The organism is Halobacillus salinarum, assembly GCF_022919095.1.
In the GTDB taxonomy this organism is placed as follows: Bacteria; Bacillota; Bacilli; order Bacillales; family Halobacillaceae; genus Halobacillus_B; species Halobacillus_B salinarum.
On the sequence record NZ_CP095073.1, the window covers coordinates 132,943 to 148,891 of the forward strand.

Annotated in this window: 19 protein-coding genes and 1 pseudogene; 3 read left to right on the top strand and 17 right to left on the bottom strand. The window is 42.3% G+C overall.

The features are described from left to right. The first annotated feature begins 34 nt into the window (after nt 1–34). The gene (locus tag MUN89_RS00665) at nt 35–667 is read left to right on the top strand and encodes a class D sortase (RefSeq protein ID WP_244710586.1); all 633 of its coding nucleotides are present in this window, start codon (nt 35–37) and stop codon (nt 665–667) included. A 107-nt stretch (nt 668–774) separates the two neighbouring features. Beyond that, nucleotides 775–1,650: an SDR family oxidoreductase gene (locus MUN89_RS00670; RefSeq protein WP_244710588.1), complete on the top strand. Its 876-nt coding sequence runs from the start codon at nt 775–777 to the stop codon at nt 1,648–1,650. Between the two features lie 160 nt (nt 1,651–1,810). Here MUN89_RS00670 and MUN89_RS00675 read toward each other — a convergent pair whose 3' ends face one another. The 15 genes from MUN89_RS00675 to MUN89_RS00745 form a co-directional block, all read right to left on the bottom strand. Continuing rightward, entirely contained in the window at nt 1,811–2,107 is a 297-nt protein-coding gene (locus tag MUN89_RS00675; protein ID WP_396266093.1) for a rhodanese-like domain-containing protein, read from the bottom strand. A 79-nt stretch (nt 2,108–2,186) separates the two neighbouring features. Beyond that, a complete protein-coding gene (locus tag MUN89_RS00680; protein ID WP_244710592.1) occupies nt 2,187–2,966 on the bottom strand; it encodes a sulfite exporter TauE/SafE family protein in 780 nt (259 codons plus the stop codon). Between the two features lie 50 nt (nt 2,967–3,016). Continuing rightward, nucleotides 3,017–3,247 (bottom strand): sulfurtransferase TusA family protein, encoded by a 231-nt coding sequence (locus MUN89_RS00685; RefSeq protein WP_244710593.1) that lies wholly within the window; start codon nt 3,245–3,247, stop codon nt 3,017–3,019. Between the two features lie 24 nt (nt 3,248–3,271). Continuing rightward, the gene (locus MUN89_RS00690; RefSeq protein WP_244710595.1) at nt 3,272–4,405 is read right to left on the bottom strand and encodes an MBL fold metallo-hydrolase; all 1,134 of its coding nucleotides are present in this window, start codon (nt 4,403–4,405) and stop codon (nt 3,272–3,274) included. A 22-nt stretch (nt 4,406–4,427) separates the two neighbouring features. Beyond that, nucleotides 4,428–5,003, bottom strand: a complete 576-nt coding sequence (locus tag MUN89_RS00695; protein ID WP_244710597.1) for a sulfurtransferase TusA family protein — start codon at nt 5,001–5,003, stop codon at nt 4,428–4,430. 14 nt (nt 5,004–5,017) lie between these two features. Then, the gene (locus tag MUN89_RS00700; protein WP_244710599.1) at nt 5,018–5,311 is read right to left on the bottom strand and encodes a rhodanese-like domain-containing protein; all 294 of its coding nucleotides are present in this window, start codon (nt 5,309–5,311) and stop codon (nt 5,018–5,020) included. A gap of 76 nt (nt 5,312–5,387) precedes the next feature. Next, the gene (locus tag MUN89_RS00705) at nt 5,388–5,867 is read right to left on the bottom strand and encodes a DsrE/DsrF/DrsH-like family protein (RefSeq protein WP_244710601.1); all 480 of its coding nucleotides are present in this window, start codon (nt 5,865–5,867) and stop codon (nt 5,388–5,390) included. A 134-nt stretch (nt 5,868–6,001) separates the two neighbouring features. Then, complete coding sequence (locus tag MUN89_RS00710; RefSeq protein WP_244710603.1) at nt 6,002–6,262, bottom strand: metal-sensitive transcriptional regulator; 261 nt, start codon at nt 6,260–6,262, stop codon at nt 6,002–6,004. Between the two features lie 149 nt (nt 6,263–6,411). Next, a complete protein-coding gene (locus tag MUN89_RS00715; protein ID WP_244710604.1) occupies nt 6,412–6,777 on the bottom strand; it encodes a DUF4870 domain-containing protein in 366 nt (121 codons plus the stop codon). A gap of 232 nt (nt 6,778–7,009) precedes the next feature. After that, nucleotides 7,010–8,230, bottom strand: coding sequence for a sensor histidine kinase (locus tag MUN89_RS00720; protein WP_244710606.1), 1,221 nt, complete (start codon nt 8,228–8,230; stop codon nt 7,010–7,012). Continuing rightward, nucleotides 8,227–8,892, bottom strand: a complete 666-nt coding sequence (locus MUN89_RS00725) for a response regulator transcription factor (RefSeq protein WP_244710608.1) — start codon at nt 8,890–8,892, stop codon at nt 8,227–8,229. Before MUN89_RS00725 ends, MUN89_RS00720 begins: the two co-directional genes overlap by 4 nt. Before the next feature lie 6 nt (nt 8,893–8,898). Then, a complete protein-coding gene (locus MUN89_RS00730) occupies nt 8,899–9,453 on the bottom strand; it encodes a ferric reductase-like transmembrane domain-containing protein (RefSeq protein WP_244710610.1) in 555 nt (184 codons plus the stop codon). Beyond that, a complete protein-coding gene (locus tag MUN89_RS00735; protein WP_244710612.1) occupies nt 9,411–10,343 on the bottom strand; it encodes an FAD:protein FMN transferase in 933 nt (310 codons plus the stop codon). Before MUN89_RS00735 ends, MUN89_RS00730 begins: the two co-directional genes overlap by 43 nt. Then, nucleotides 10,340–10,615, bottom strand: coding sequence for a hypothetical protein (locus MUN89_RS00740; protein WP_244710614.1), 276 nt, complete (start codon nt 10,613–10,615; stop codon nt 10,340–10,342). The genes MUN89_RS00735 and MUN89_RS00740 overlap by 4 nt, the downstream gene beginning before the upstream one ends. Before the next feature lie 117 nt (nt 10,616–10,732). After that, complete coding sequence (locus MUN89_RS00745) at nt 10,733–12,400, bottom strand: peptide ABC transporter substrate-binding protein (RefSeq protein WP_244710616.1); 1,668 nt, start codon at nt 12,398–12,400, stop codon at nt 10,733–10,735. Between the two features lie 304 nt (nt 12,401–12,704). Here MUN89_RS00745 and MUN89_RS00750 point away from each other — a divergent pair, with 304 nt between their 5' ends. Beyond that, nucleotides 12,705–12,893, top strand: coding sequence for an H-type small acid-soluble spore protein (locus MUN89_RS00750; protein ID WP_244710618.1), 189 nt, complete (start codon nt 12,705–12,707; stop codon nt 12,891–12,893). Nucleotides 12,894–13,017: 124 nt separating this feature from the next. Here the strand turns inward: MUN89_RS00750 and MUN89_RS00755 are convergent, their stop codons facing one another. Both MUN89_RS00755 and glmS read right to left on the bottom strand, forming a co-directional pair. Further along, the gene (locus MUN89_RS00755) at nt 13,018–13,272 is read right to left on the bottom strand and encodes a hypothetical protein (RefSeq protein ID WP_244710620.1); all 255 of its coding nucleotides are present in this window, start codon (nt 13,270–13,272) and stop codon (nt 13,018–13,020) included. Nucleotides 13,273–13,593: 321 nt separating this feature from the next. Beyond that, a pseudogene (glmS, locus tag MUN89_RS00760) lies at nt 13,594–15,395 on the bottom strand (glutamine--fructose-6-phosphate transaminase (isomerizing)). Nucleotides 15,396–15,949: the final 554 nt, after the last annotated feature.

Here is a 15,949-nt window from a genome sequence, read left to right on the forward strand (position 1 = left end):
CAGCTCTTTGCTTTTTTACAGAGGTGGTAGCTGTATGAAATGGCTGGCTCTATTGATTATGTTAGCGGGGATTGGCATACTCATCTTTCCTAGTGCAGAAAATTATTATGCCTCGTATAAAAAGAACCAGTTGATGGAACAGTTTGAAAACGGAAACTCTCCTCCCCCTCCTGGTTCCATGACAAAAGACAGCTTTCAAGCCTTGCAACAGGTATTAGAGGAAGGGGATTCTTCCATATCCGTCTCTTCGCCTTCAAGCTCTTATGTACTCGGCATTTTAGAAATACCCAGTATTGAGGTAAAACAGCCCATTCTTGAAGGGGCCACCAGCCAAAATCTCAAGTATGGCGTCGGACATCTGACAAACACCGCTTCACTTGGAGAAAAAGGGAATGCCGCTCTTGCCGGGCACCACTCCTATCAATCTGGCAAACTTTTTAACCGTCTAAGTGAGGTAAAAAAAGGCGACGTGCTTACCGTTACTCTGACGCATAAGAAACTAACTTATAAGGTAACAGATACTTTTTTAGTCAAGCCGAATGATAGATCTGTATTATCTCAATCCTATACAAAACCGGTGATTACATTGATTACTTGTAATACAGCTGAGCATCCTACGCACCGCTTGATCGTCAGGGCGGCATTAATTCCATCGAAAAATGGATAACTTTAGAGAATGCACTTCCTTTGTGTATTCTCTTTTTACGTTTATATTCTTACATAAAAGTCGAAATAATAAGTAAAGAGAGATGATAAAGCCAGGAGTGATTGTGAATGGAAAAAGTGTTGGTAGCTGGAGCAACTGGTTATCTCGGGCGCTATGTGGTCAAAGCTTTAAAAGAACAAGGCTATTACGTCCGTGTTCTCGTCCGCAGCCCTGAAAAAATGAAGCAGCAAGGAGAGCATCTTGAACCTGCGATTGACCAGGACGCAGATGAAGTTTTTAAAGCGGATATTACGGATGCAGCTGCTCTTAAAGACTGTTGTAAAGGAATGGACTACGTATTTACTTCCGTGGGGATCACAAAACCCAGCGGGAAGCTGTCTTTTATGGATGTGGATTATCAAGGAAATTTGAATTTATTAAAGGAAGCAGAAATAGCGCACGTGAAAAACTTTATGTATATTCATGTATTCCGGGGAGAGAAGATTGAAGGCCCTGCAACGGAAGCTAAGCAGAGGTTTGTCGATCAATTGACCGAATCTGCTGTTCCTTATGCTGTTATTAAACCAACCGGCTACTATTCTGACATGGCGGAGTACTTAAAAATGGCTTTGAAAGGACGTGTTTACTTGATTGGAAAAGGCAGCGAATCGATCAACCCGATTCATGGCGAGGATCTGGCTCATTACTGCGTGAATGCCCTGTCTAGAACGAAAGTCACCCTGGAGGTAGGGGGACCGGACGCTTATTCTCATCGGGAAATTGCTGAGCTCGCCTTCCAGACAGCCGGAAAGAAGTCTAAGATCACTCCGCTGCCCGCTTCTATTCTTAAAAAACTCGTGCGGCTGATTAAGAGGATCAGCCCCTCCTATTACGCACTAGGGATGTTTTTTTTAAACGTGATGACAACCGAGCTGCTCGCTCCTAGATATGGAGACCAATCGCTTGAGTCTTTTTTTAAAGAGTACGTAAACAGGGTTCGTTAGATAATTCTTGATTTGGGTGCGTAATTATGAAAAAGTGCTTGGACTTATTAAGAATAACTGTATGAAATTCTTGAAAAACCATGCGATCTATTCTTCTTTTTACTCGAACATCATAAAAGCTGCCAAAGAAGCTTGCAGGGCATATCTGCAAGCTTCTTGATCACCAGGCGTTCATGCCGCCCTTGATGTTCGTCACCTTCTCAAAGCCCTGTTTTTTCAAAAGCTTAGCTGCTTTGGCACTTCTCATTCCACTTTGACAGATGACTACAACTTCTTTATTTTTATCCAGATCATTCATACGCTTAGGCAGTTCTCCTAAAGGAATGTTCTTGAATTTTTTGCTGTGATTGGCTTTGTATTCATGAGGCGTACGCACATCCACAAACTGCACATCTTTTTCATTCGTCCGTGCTTTAGCTTGTGAAGCGGTGATGTTATCCATGCCTTTCACCGGCATAAACTGCCGGATCATCAACCACACGAAAGCGATGATAACTACCCACATGATGATTGTTCCCATACGATCCACTTCCTTTTCAGCTTAAAATATCCACCCAGATTTTAATGGCTGTTCCTAAGATTAAAACGACTAAAATCCATTGCAGCACTTTTGTGTTCATTTTTTTGCCAAAATGAGCGCCTAATGGAGCAGCGATTAAGCTCGCAGCAACCACTATAAGTGCGGGAGTAAATGGAACCTGCCCTGTAAACACTTTGCCTGCAGTCGCACCGATCGAAGAGATAAAGGTTACGGCAAGCGAAGTAGCAATGGTTATCCTCGTCGGTATTCTCAGAATGACGAGCATAATGGGCACGAGCAGAAATGCCCCGCCAGCTCCGACGATGCCTGCAGCAATTCCTACGGCAAAGGTTAATCCTGCAGCAAGCGGCTTATTAAAGCTAAGCTGTTCTGCAGCGTTTCCAGCCACTTGTTTTTTCGGGATAAGCATCATAACGGCGGCAATAAGGGCAAGGACTCCATAGACGAAATTAATGGCTGCTTCAGAAAGATAATGGGAACCAAATCCTCCAATAAAGCTTCCTGCTAAAACAGACGCCCCCATAATGATGATCAAGTCTTTGTTGAGATAGCCCCCTTTACGATAAGCCCAAACCCCGGTCAGTGTGGCAAAGAAAACCTGCACAGCTACAATTCCAGATACTTCATAAGAGCTGTACCCGTTAAAACCAAGCATCACCGGCACATACAGAAGCATGGGATAATTAATAATAGCCCCGCCGATGCCGAGCATTCCGGACAAAAGGGAACCGATAAACCCAAGTATAAAAATAGTGAGTATAAGTGCTAGGTCCATCTTTTTACACCCTTTATGAAGGGGCTCAATGATCGAGCCCCTCTCTCAGATTATTTTGCTTTTTCCATCCAGAATTTCAGGACTCCGTCTTCTTCCGTGCTGTCAAGGAGTGTGTGTCCTCCTGATTTCGCCCATGCAGTCAGGTCGCTTTTTGCTCCTTTATCGGTAGCATGGATTTCCAGAACCTCTCCTGATTCAATCTCTCCCATGGCTTTCTTTGTTTTTACGATTGGCATTGGGCAAGCCAAGCCTTTTGCATCTAATACTTTACTTACTTGCATAATAACGCTCCTTTATGATTCGTTTTATCCGTGAACGGCACAGCGGTTTGGACCAATTTCCATCTCGCGCTGTTCTTCTTGTTCCGGAGTGATTTTTCCCATATTTGTTTTACGGATTTCTTGATACGCATTCGGCTGCGGCGGCAGCTGGTCTGTCACCATTTTTCTAAATTCATGCTCATCATCCACATTTAGTCCGGCGTTCTTTTGATAGAGGTCGCCTAAGCGTGCAGATACAAGACCACCTTTGCCGAGTTCCTGGACAAAGGAAAAGTGTGCAGGGAGAACGATTAGCTCGTTTGAAAGCTCTTTATAACGGCTGTACAGCGTTTCACGGAGATCGCTTACCCAGTCTTCTGCTTTACCCGCTAAATCCGGACGCCCGATGGATTCCACGAATAGAATATCCCCCGTGAGCAAGTAACGATCATCGATAATAAGAGAAGTACTTCCAATCGTGTGCCCAGGTGAATAGACAGGCTGGACTTTAACCGTTGTCTTACCGACTACAAGGTCATGGCCTTCCGTAAGTGGTTCATACTGGAAAGTGACTTCCTCTGCATCTTTTGGAGGCAGATGGTACGTACCATTTGCCTGCTCAGCAAGCTTCAGTCCGCCGGAAATATGGTCAGCATGTAAATGCGTATCGACAGTGTGAGTAATGGTGACCCCGATGTCTTCAGCAAAGTTTTCATACACCTCTGTCATGCGGGCGGCATCCACCACCGCCGCTTCTCCATTAGATGCAATCATATAAGAGAGGCAGCCTTTGCCTAAACGGACAAATTGGTAGAGGGAACCTCCACCTGTTAAGTCAGCGACTTTCACCGGCTCTAAGTGTTCACTCCACGCTTTCATACCGCCATCCAATGAATACACGTGCTTAAATTCTGCTTCAGCAAGCATTTCGCCTACCATTTGGGAGGATCCGCCTTTGGCACATACGACCACAATCTCTTCATCCTTTGGAAGTCGGTCTTCCAATTCCTCTACTCCATCGAGCAAATTAAAATACGGCTCGTTATAAGACTCTACCTGCGCGCCTTCAATTTTCCAATCTTTAAATTCATCTTCGTTTCGTACGTCTAAAATAATCGTTTTTTCATTATGAACGATTTTTTCAGCCAGTTCGGCTGGTGAAATATTTTTCATTGCCATTTCCGATCCTCCTTTTAGAATGTCATTGATTAGTCTGTTCAGTTGGTCCTTGCCATTCGGACATGCCAGGTACGACATTCTTTACTTGTTCATAACCTTTACTGCTTAGTTTTTGTGCCGCTAAATCACTTCGGCTGCCTGTTCTGCAAATGAGATACACATCTGAATCCTTATTGATTTCTTCTAAACGGTCATCAAACTCCCCAAGCGGAATGTTCACAGACCCAGGGATATGCCCAAACGCATACTCTGCAGGTTCACGTACGTCGACAATCGAGACCGCTTCTCCGTCCTCCACCTTTTTTTGAAATTCCTCAAGTCCGATGACATCGTCATGCTTCGTTTCTTCCTTTGTTTCCTCTTCATTTGCTTTACGCAAGTAGTGGTGAAGCACTTCTCCTTCTTCAACGGTCCCGAGATACTGATGTCCAGTACTCTGTGCCCAGGCTTTAATATCTGCTGTAGAGCCTTTATCGGTAGCTTGAACTTCTATTACCTGCCCGGGAGCTAAGTCTTTCAACGCTTTTTTCGTTTTCACGATCGGCATGGGGCAGGCAAGCCCTTTCGCATCCAAAATTTCGTTAGCTTTAATACTCATAGTCTTCCTCCTTATTATTCAGTCTCGTCTGTCCAGGCGAGCATTCCGCCTTCCATATTAATCACATCAAAGCCCTGGGAGCTTAAAAAAGCGCAAGCCTGGCTGCTGCGTCCACCGGATCTGCACACCATATAATGAGGCTTAGATTTGTCCAGCTCGTTTAATCTCTCCGTAATCTGTCCTAATGGAATATGGCGCGCTCCTGGGATTTTCCCTTGGGCAACCTCTTCATCTTCGCGAACGTCAATAACGCTGATGTTCTCCTTTTTTAAATTTTCAGCTAGTTCAGTTGCAGTAATCTCTTTCATAGTAAATCCTCCTATTCCCTAAGGGGTATTACAATACTGATATTCCTATACGTGTAAGGGTATAAACATTTGTTTTTTATATAAATAAGTTCACATTTCCATCTTCAGCATCGCCAATATAAGCGGCGACTCCTGCGTACTCTATTTCCTCCAGCAGTTCTTCTTTCTGCAGGCCTAGTAAGTCCATTGTCATTGTGCAGGCGATGAGTTTTACATCCTGCTCCTGAGCCATCTCCACTAATTGAGGAAGTGGCATGGCGTTGTGTTTTTTCATAACATTTTTTATCATTTTAGGACCCATGCCTAAATAGTTCATTTTGGATAAGCCCATCTTATCTGCTCCACGAGGCATCATTTTACCAAACATTTTTTCCATAAAACCTTTTTTCACCGGCGTCTGTGCATCTTTGCGTAACGCATTCAAACCCCAGAAGGTATGAAAAATTGTTACTTCATGATCGTAAGCTGCGGCCCCATTCGCAATAATGTACGCTGCCATAGCTTTGTCGTAATCCCCACTGAATAAAACAATGGTTGTCTTTTTCGTTTCTGACATAAATATTCTCCTTTCACCGTATATACATATACGTGTATGGGTATTCAAATGAATAAAAAAATAAAAACGCATCGCAAATCTAAGATTCCAATAGAAGCTTAAAAGACATTTGCTAGTTTGTCAACCCGGTTGATTTAACGGCTTTTCACCAGCAAATTCACCGCTTCCTGGATCAATTCCTCAGAGCTTTGGTCAGATTCCTGCTCTTCCCTGATGCACCTTTCTAAATTGGCGCTTACGATAACAGCCGCTGCTCGATCAAGCGCACTTCTGACAGCACTCATTTGAGTAATGACATCCCGGCAGTCTTTCTCTTCCTCCATCATTTTCATCAGGCCTTTCACCTGGCCTTCAATTCGTTTCATACGGTTTTTCACTCTAGGATCATAATTCATCACTGGTCCTCCTTTCTGAATAGCATATTTATCAAATGCTCATCAAAGAGCTCTTTTTTAAAAACAACATGAGAATATAATATACCCCACAAGGTATTTTGTCAACTCAAAAAATAGGGTGAGCCATTGATTATTGCTCACCCTCTATGTCAACCCATTTTTCTAAGCTGCTGGTCTGCGAGATCACCGCAAACCGGTAAGTGATACCGCTTGCCTTGATAAGCCATGACCATAAGTACAATCCATAAAATTAAATTCAGTGGGCCGATAATCAGATTCCATAAAAACCCAATCACAGGGATGAAGTTTAACACGATCGTAACTAATGCAAGTCCACCAAAAACAATGGTCGACTGCCAAGCGTGAAAACGAATCGTCTCATTCTTTTTTTCAATGATTAAAAAGACAATCCCTGTAACAAACCCTAATAGATAGGCAAGCAGCCCGCCGATGTTTTCCTCCAAGCCGGTTGAAGAAGGATTCGATGAGCCTTGGTTGTTCGGCTTCTGATCCATTGCTTACTCCTCCTTTTTGTATGCTTAGAAAATGTCTAATTTCGAGATGAAGCGGGATAAGTAACAAAGATGCCGGACTTCGATGTACCTTCATTATACTTACCATTGACAAACTCCGTCAATATTCACAAGTCTTTTGGAACAGATTAACGGAGCAATCTTTTTTCTGCTGACTTATTTACTAATTAATTAGCTGTTAAAGGATTATAAATTTAGTTCCTTTGACGATTTCTCAAGTATCCGGAAAAATCAGTGTAAAACACGTTCCTTCCCCCTCTTCGCTTTCCACCTGAATAATCCCTTCATGCGCTTTTACAATAAAAGCAGCGATGGATAAGCCTATGCCATTGCTTCCTTTTTCTCTTGCCCGGGCTTTGTCTACGCGATAAAATCGTTCAAATATTTTGCTCCGATGCTCTACGGCAATCCCAATTCCTGTATCGATCACTTTAAGCGTCAAATTTTTATTAGAGGTATTTAATTCAACTTTAATGCTTCCACCTGCTTGATTATACTTCACACCATTGTCCAAAAATACATATAACAGTTGTTGAATTTTAGTTTCGTCACCATAAAACAGCACGTCTTGTTGTACATCTGTCGTTATGTTCACCTTATTTTCGTCCGCTACTCTTGAGAATGAACGGACCGACTGAATAACAAGTTCTGACAGATTAAATGTCTGCTTATTCATAGGAAGTTTTCCTGAGTCGGAACGTGCTAAAAATAACAAATCATTAACTAAAGCTGTCATGCGTTTAACTTCCCCCTCCATGTCTTGAAGAGTATCTTTAGAAAATGGAGTTAATTGCTCCTTATTTTCCGACTCGAGAACTTCAAAGCCTGCAGATAAAATACTAAGAGGCGTCCTCAACTCATGAGAAGCATCGTTAACAAATTCTCGTTGTCGTTTTGTGGAACGGATGATTGGCTGTATCGCTCGACCAGAAATAAAAAAGGCAAGCAGCATGGAAACACCAGTAAACACTAGCGTCAATAACACTAAAACTATAAACAAGCGTTTCAAAACATCCTTTTGCTGGGAAATGTTGACCCCTCCGTAAGCATAACCTGCTTCACCAATTGGTTTTGCAGCAATCAGGAATTCCCCGTTTGTACCGTCCATTTCTTTAATTTCCAAGGAAGAAGGCATCCATTCATTGATTAAAGGTTCAATGTTTTGACCACGCTGCTGAATAACCTCACCATCCTTAGTGACAAACAGCATCGCATTTCCATTCATCACTCGTTCACGAGGCTCTTCCCTTTCATGAAGGACGTGGGCGATCGATTCATCTGAAACCATTTCCTTTACTTTCTCTTTTTGATCGCTTAGAACTGAGCGGGAAACTGTAATATAAGCGATTACAACAAATAAAAACAGGAAGAGCATAGTTAAAAGCGCAAATAACCACATGAGCCGCTGCTTGGTCTTTTTTATAATAGGGTTCATCCGAATTGATACCCTACATTCCGTACGCTTTTAATTAATTGCTCCGATTCTAAAGTTCGTAATTTTTTCCGTGTCAGTTTAATGAGTGCATCAAGGTTATTATCCGTAACATCAGCATCCAGCCCCCAAATTCTTTGAATTAACTGCTCTCTTGTAAGTACTCTCCCCGCATTTGTCATTAACAGCTCCATCAGCTGATACTCTTTAAATGTAAGCGGGAGGGGTTCACCATTTACTTGTAATGAATGTGCTGTTTTATTTAATAAAAGCGGGCCAATGGCGACCGTATCCTCATTCCATTTGGCAGTTCTTCTCGAAAGCGCGCGAATCCTGGCAAATAACGCTTCAAATTCACAGGGTTTCACGACATAATCATCCGCACCTGAATCAAGTCCTAATACACTATCATCGACACTATCCCGTGCTGTCAGCATAAGAATCGGTGAACTACAGCCTGCTTTTCTAAGCGACGCACAGACTTCTCGTCCAGTCATTTCAGGCATCATCCAATCTAAAATAAGTACATCATACATCTGGGAAACCGCATAATCATAAGCGGATTGGCCGTCTGTAACCCAATCTACTTGATGAAATTCTTTTCTTAACATATGAACGAGAAGCCGGCCTAGCTTCTGGTCGTCTTCTGCCAGTAACAAATTCATGATCGATCAACCTTCCTTTACTGCATGACTCCCCTTTTGTGGTAAGACAAAGCTTCTTCTTTTCATAATAAAAGCTGCTACTAGAAGCAAGGACGTTACAATGTACATCCCTATTATGGAGCTTGAAGTGTGATCCGAACCAAGAAATAGTCCATGGACAAGCGCTAATAAATAGGCAGGCAGTGCAAAAAGATGGATTTTCTTCCAAATGGACCGCCCCACTCTCTTCATCATATCGGATGAAAGTAAAATGAGGAAGACACCATACAACCCTGTCGTACCTATTCCATTTAATAACCTATGGCTTTTGGACATAAAGGGAATGAAGACTTCATACCAATGATAGCTTACATAGTGATCAAAGAGTAAAATCGTGGCGTGAAAAATAATCACTAAAAAGCCAATCCAGCCCGCATATTGATGAAAGGGATACAAATAGCTTTTCCATTTCTGAGCTATGAATGAGCTGCGATGAAGCAAGCCTGCAAAAATGGAGAAAAACAATAAACAAAACGAAGTCAGCCCTGAAATTCTTGTCCATTCCCAGGTTGTGATGTCCATGCGGTTTCCACTCCTTCACAATAGTTGTCTATAGTATCACTGGTAAAAATAGAATAGTCATTCGCTATAAGGATGCAGGCTAGAGCAGGTCTATGTTTTTTTAACCATTCCATACTTTCTGTGGCATTCATCATACATAGTACTTTCGCGAACACCTCGGCTTCTGGTGCTGAAGGTGCGAACACTGTCGTCTGTACTACGTCAGAAACTGGATTTTTCCCGGTTTGTCCATTTAATAGATGATGTTTCTCACCGTCTAAAGTTTTCCAGCGCCTGTACTTTACGCTGGAAGTTGCTAAAGCTCCAGCCTGCAAAGTGATCCGGGCAATATCTGTTTCGAAATCGAACGGATTTGTGATCCCGATGACCTGTGGTTTAAGAAAACGAAAACGCATGTCACCGCCTGCATTAATAACACACTCTTCCCCTTGAGCCAGTAAAAACCCTTGATCAGCACTCCAGCCTTTTACGAATCCGCCTGGATCAATTTCCATGTTCGCTATTTTCTTTACTTTTGGTTGACTGGGGTGGAAAAGGATTGATTCCCCATGGACAAAAGGTGTATAAGGCTGAAAAGAGCTGTTTTTAATTCTGGAAAAGGAATGCTCATACCCCAATGCTTTGATATGGGCTCCTAAGTAAGGGTTGAACAATGACTGGGTAAGACTTTTATACTTGTCCATCTCTTTTAAAATGAAATAAAATTCTTCTGAAACGTCCAACCATGTATTGGACACGGTTTGATCATTTAGATGAGAAACCTCACTACTTTTGATAAACCGTGAATATTTTGCTTCAGCACGGTGAAACCACTTTTCCAATGCTTCTGGATTATCAGCTTCGATGCTGAAAACTGTCCCCATGCAAGGAAATTCCATTCGCCTGCTCATGAGTGTCCCGTTCTCCTGTCCGATGGCTCCATCCCTTGAAAACCTCGATCTTCTTCTTGTTCAAACATGCCATTTGGGTCTCCATTATTGAATTCATCACCGTCATCCCCATCTCCAAAAGGAATGGAGTCTTGAGATTTTTGCTGCTCAAACCCTGATTCGGGAGTACTTTGTCCTACCACATTATGGTTTTGAACGAACCCAATAAAAGATGCTGCTGTCACAGCAGCTGTTATACCTGTAAACCACTTCACTGTCTTTCTTTTTTTCATATATTTACCCTCCATTCTCAACTCTTTCTTCGACTATAGCAGCCTAAAATGAAAATCAACTGAAATTGATTCATAAAAAAATGTCAGCATCTAAAAGATACTGACATCCGCTTAATGCTATTCATTTCCTTCAATATAAGCATATTTGTATGTGTAATCAGGACCCATTGGATTTGCGGTAACCCCTTTGACATAAGGCTTCCAAAGCTGTGCTTTTGCGCGCTGGTAGAGAGGCGCAATCACTGCATCGTCTTGAACTAGCTTTTTCTCAGCTTTCAAAAAGGTTTCGAATCGTTCAACAGGTTTCTGTGCTAATTCACTGCCTGCCTTTTTAATCAACTGATCATACTCTTCATTGGAATAGCCGGTTTTATTGTTTCCTCCGTCCGTGACCCATAAATTAAGGAAAGTATTCGGATCAATATAATCTGGTCCCCATCCATAATTTTCGATGTCATAATCCATTTTCGAATCACGTTCCAGCCGGACTTTGAAAGGAACGCTTTCTACTTTAATGCTTAACCCGTCCAGTTGTTCAAGCTGATCTTTAATATAAGCATCGAGGTTTTTTGCGACCTCTGTATCCCCGCCTAAGTAACGGAGCTCTACGGTATCGACGCCGGTTTCTTCCTTCGCTTTAGACCAAAGCTCTTGTGCCTTGTCCAGGTCATACTCTACAAGCTTCCCATTGATCTCTCGAAAATCTTTGTCTGTTTCTGGATGTTTCACAAAATTTCCCGGCACGTAACCTCCGATCGGGAGAGAACCATTGTTTAAAATAACATCGGCCATGCTTTGTCGATCAATCACCATTTGGACCGCTTTACGGGCATTGAGATTAGAAAGCAGCTTGTTCTTCTGATTCATTTTTAAAAAGAAAACCGTTGGCTCTTCTTCTACCTTAAATTCATCAGAGGACCGGTATTCATCGACAAACTCAGAGGACAAATTTACCCGGTCCGTTTCATCGGTTTCGTATAAATTCACGGCTGAAGCGGTATCCTTGACCACCTTGACATTGATTTTGTCCAATTTCACCTTATCCGCATCCCAGTAGTCTGGATTTTTTTCAAGTGTCCAGCCTTCTCCATGATTCCATTCTGTCATCTTAAACGGACCGTTGGCTAACAGCTTATCTGCATCCATCGCATACTGCTCACCTTTCTCCTCAACAAATTTCTTATTCATAGGCAGGAAGGTGCCAAAGGTCGTCATTGATTCAAAATAGGGAATGGGCTTTTCCAATTGAACTTCAAACGTATAATCATCGACAGCTTTGACTCCGAGCTGATCTACCGACTTGTCCCCTTGGGAAATTGATTCGGCATTTTTAATGACGCCATCCATCATATATGGACCATATTCTGAACCTGTATCAGGATCAATCGCCCGCTGCCAGGCGAAGACAAAATCGTGGGCGGTGACAGGATCACCATTCGACCAGACGGCATCCTCTCTTAAATGGAAAGTCCATGTTAATCCATCATCACTGACGTCGTGTTTTTTGGCAATGCCGGGTTCAGGTTCCCCATTCTTTCCTAGTCTATATAAACCATCTTTTGTGGAACCAAGCCACTGAGCTGCCAGGGCATCAATCGTCATGGACGAATCCATTGTGGGTATTTCAGCAGAATCTGTTAGATGAAGCACTTGCTCTTTTGACTCTCCACTCTGCTCCTTACTGCTGTCTGAGGAAGTGGATTCACTATCTCCTCCTGAACACGCCGCAAGTACAAAGGTAAAAATGAAGGATAGCACAATAAGTATGTAGCGTTCTTTCTTCATCAATTTAACCTCCTAAAGATTTAGAATTTTATGTATATTTAACCATCCGTATTATATCGTTCGGCCTACTTTTGCGCAAATCGAACTGAATCCGATAAAATCAGCAGCACGTATTACTTTTTCAGGTTACCTCGGACCAGGATGAACCTCAAGGACTAGGAAAACGCTACCATTTTAGGTAATAAGGTTCAGCACAGCTGCTCATTCAAGCTTGAATTCCTACTGTTTTTTCACATATAGGAAAAAAGTATAAATTACGTGGGATAACAAATAGTAGAACTATTACGACGCAAGGAGGATTTCTATGAAGATGCAACGGGCCCAGGAAATAGCTGCTTCTCCTGTTATGGCCGCTGTTACTTACAACGAGGCGCCTGTCTATATTCAACACGTAGATGAAAAAACAGAAAAGGTTAGAATTTACCCACTGGATCAGCCTGAGAACGAATTGGAAGTTTCATTGCATGAATTGATTGAACAGAAACTCCACTAAGCTATGGAGGACAACCGCTTTTCAAGGTATTAAAAATTAAAGAAGAAGAGGGCGCTAAGCCAGTTCCTGCTTTGCGCCCTCTTAAGCGTTCGTTCCTCTATTGATTGATGATCACTCCATTAAGTTATTCAATGGCCTCATCGAAAAGATCTGTTAGCTTAGCCACATTCTCATAAGTGAATTCAAATGCCATCCTTATCTCCCCGTACCCAGGTTGATAAACATAGCCCTGAACTTCATAGCTTCGATCGTTTTCTCTCACTTTAGTAAGATGGAAATACCTTTGAATATATTGTGCCATCTCTTCCAGCTTTTTGTTGCGGACTTTAATCCATTGCTCTTTTAATTCATCTGTAGGGAAATCTGATTCTTTTAACATAGAGTCACTCCTTTACGGAAATAAGAGCCTGTAGCTTGAAACTCTTTCTTATAATATAAGACCTACCTTGGAAATTCAACAGGTTTTCAGAGAAAATTAATCGCCAAATTTCTATAAAAACCTTCTATAATTGCTATTACCTTTTTCTTAGATTTTTACACTTATGAACTGCTTCTTTTGAATCATAAGTAAGATTAACCAAATAGAGAGCAAAGAAAGCCTCTAACAGACTGTGTCCAAGTTAGAGGCCTCCTGATGAAGAATTCAGAGTTCGTCTTCCATTTCTTTTCTGAACCCTTCATAAAATGCTTATATTAACCCTTATTCTACCGTCACACTCTTTGCCAAATTTCTAGGTTTATCCACGTCACAGTCACGATGAAGTGCCGCGTAATAAGAAATCAGCTGCATGGGGATCACTGAAACCAATGGCGTCAGTAATTCATGAACTTGCGGAATTACAAACGCATCACCTTCTTTGTCTAATCCCTTCATACTGATAATCATACTATGCGCCCCTCGTGCTTCCACTTCCTGGACATTACCTCGGATGGAATAATTAACATTTTCCTGTGTGGCAAGAGCTACAACAGGAGTACCTTCTTCTATTAAAGCAATTGTCCCATGTTTCAATTCTCCTCCAGCAAAACCTTCTGCCTGGATATAGGAGATTTCTTTTAGTTTCAAAGAACCTTCAAGACCAACATAATAGTCATTACCGCGCCCTATAAAGAAGCAGTTGCGCGTGATCGTCAAGTAATCGCTGGCAAGCTTCTCAAGCTCTTCTTTCTGGTCGGTTAGAGCCTCCATGGCATTCGCTACAATGGCAAGCTCCTGCATAGGGTCAAAATCAAGACTAAGCCCTTTGCACGCGCTGTATCTACCGCCAGGATGGCGAGTACAGCCATTTGCGCAGTGTACGCTTTTGTAGAAGCTACTGCGATTTCTGGTCCTGCATGTAAATGGAGCGTATAGTCTGCTTCCCGGGAAAGGGTGGATCCTGGCACATTTGTGATTGTTAGTGCAGGATGACCTAATTTCTTTGTTTGCACAAGTACTGAACGGCTGTCTGCTGTTTCGCCGCTTTGAGAGATATAGATAAATAAAGGCTTTTCAGATAGAAGCGGCATGTTATAAGAAAACTCACTGGCCACATGAACTTCCACTGGAATTTGGGCTAATCTTTCAATAAACTGCTTTCCTAATAGTCCCGCGTGATAGCTGGTACCTGCAGCAATGATATAGATGCGGTCACAATCTTTCATCGCCTGGCGGACTTTCGGATCCAGTTTAATTTGATCTTTTTCATCCTGATACTTTTGAATAATTCTACGGATGACAAACGGCTGCTCGTCGATTTCCTTCAGCATGAAATGAGGATACGTTCCTTTTTCAATATCTGTAGAATCAAGTTCAGCTGTAAACGGCTCACGTTCCACAACATCACCATTCGTATTGTGAATTTTAACGGCACTGCGCGTTAAAATAACCGTCTCTTTATCCATCAGCTCCAGGAACTGATCGGTGACATGAAGTGCTGCCATAGAATCACTGGCTACTACATTAAAGTCTTCTCCGAGACCAACGAGCAGCGGACTCTTATTTTTAGCTACATAAATTTTCTCTGCATCTTCACGATCAATAAGAGCAAGAGCATAGGATCCCGTCAATAGCTGCACAGCCTTACGAAAAGCCGCTTCTACATCCTTCATTTCATTAAAAAGGACTTCGATCAGCTGTACTACAATCTCGGTATCCGTCTCACTCTTTAAAGAAACCCCATCCAGATATTCGTCACGAATATCCATGTAGTTCTCAATAACACCGTTGTGAACGATTGTAAATCGTTCTGATGCACTTTGGTGCGGGTGCGCATTTTCTTCACTTGGTGCACCGTGAGTTGCCCAGCGCGTGTGGCCGATTCCCATCGTTGCCGATACAGACGGGTCAACGGCTTTACGCAAAGCGGCTATACGTCCTTTTACTTTAGAAACGGTGACTCCATCGTCATTTAACGTAGCGATTCCAGCCGAATCATATCCGCGATATTCCAATTTCTCAAGACCTGTTAATAAAATTTCTTTTGTATCCTTTTGCCCAATATATCCTACTATTCCACACATTGTGTTGTCCTCCTCATATTCTCTTCAGAGAAAAGGGCAGAGCAACACCCATTCTTCATAATTTGGCAGCTTTAACTTCGGTTCCGTACCGCGAAGCGCAGACTGAGTGATTCAGTCAGCCAGGCAGCAAAAGAATGCCAAAGGAAAAAGCCGAAGCCTCTTTATGGATAAAACGGGGCATCGTCTGCCCTTTCCCGTTATTTTTAACCTTTTACACTTTGTTCTGAAGTTTTGTACAAAGAGTCGCCTCTATGTTTTCTCTGCAGAACTAACGATTGAAGTGGGACAACCGGGAGGCATCCGCCGAAACAGTCGATGAACCTCCTCCTCGTCAACTGTGTACATCACACAGTCCTGGCGCTTTTAGATCCTGCTAAACCACGATCCTCCTTTTCCATTCCAAAATCACATCTCTTGAATTACCTTTCCTGATTTCATTAATCTTAAACGTAACAGGCAGGTTTTTCAAGCACATCTTTCATTTTATCTGAATTTATTTCATCTGGTCAATCCTAAATTTGCCTGTTTCATAAAAATGTTATTGAGCTGTAATA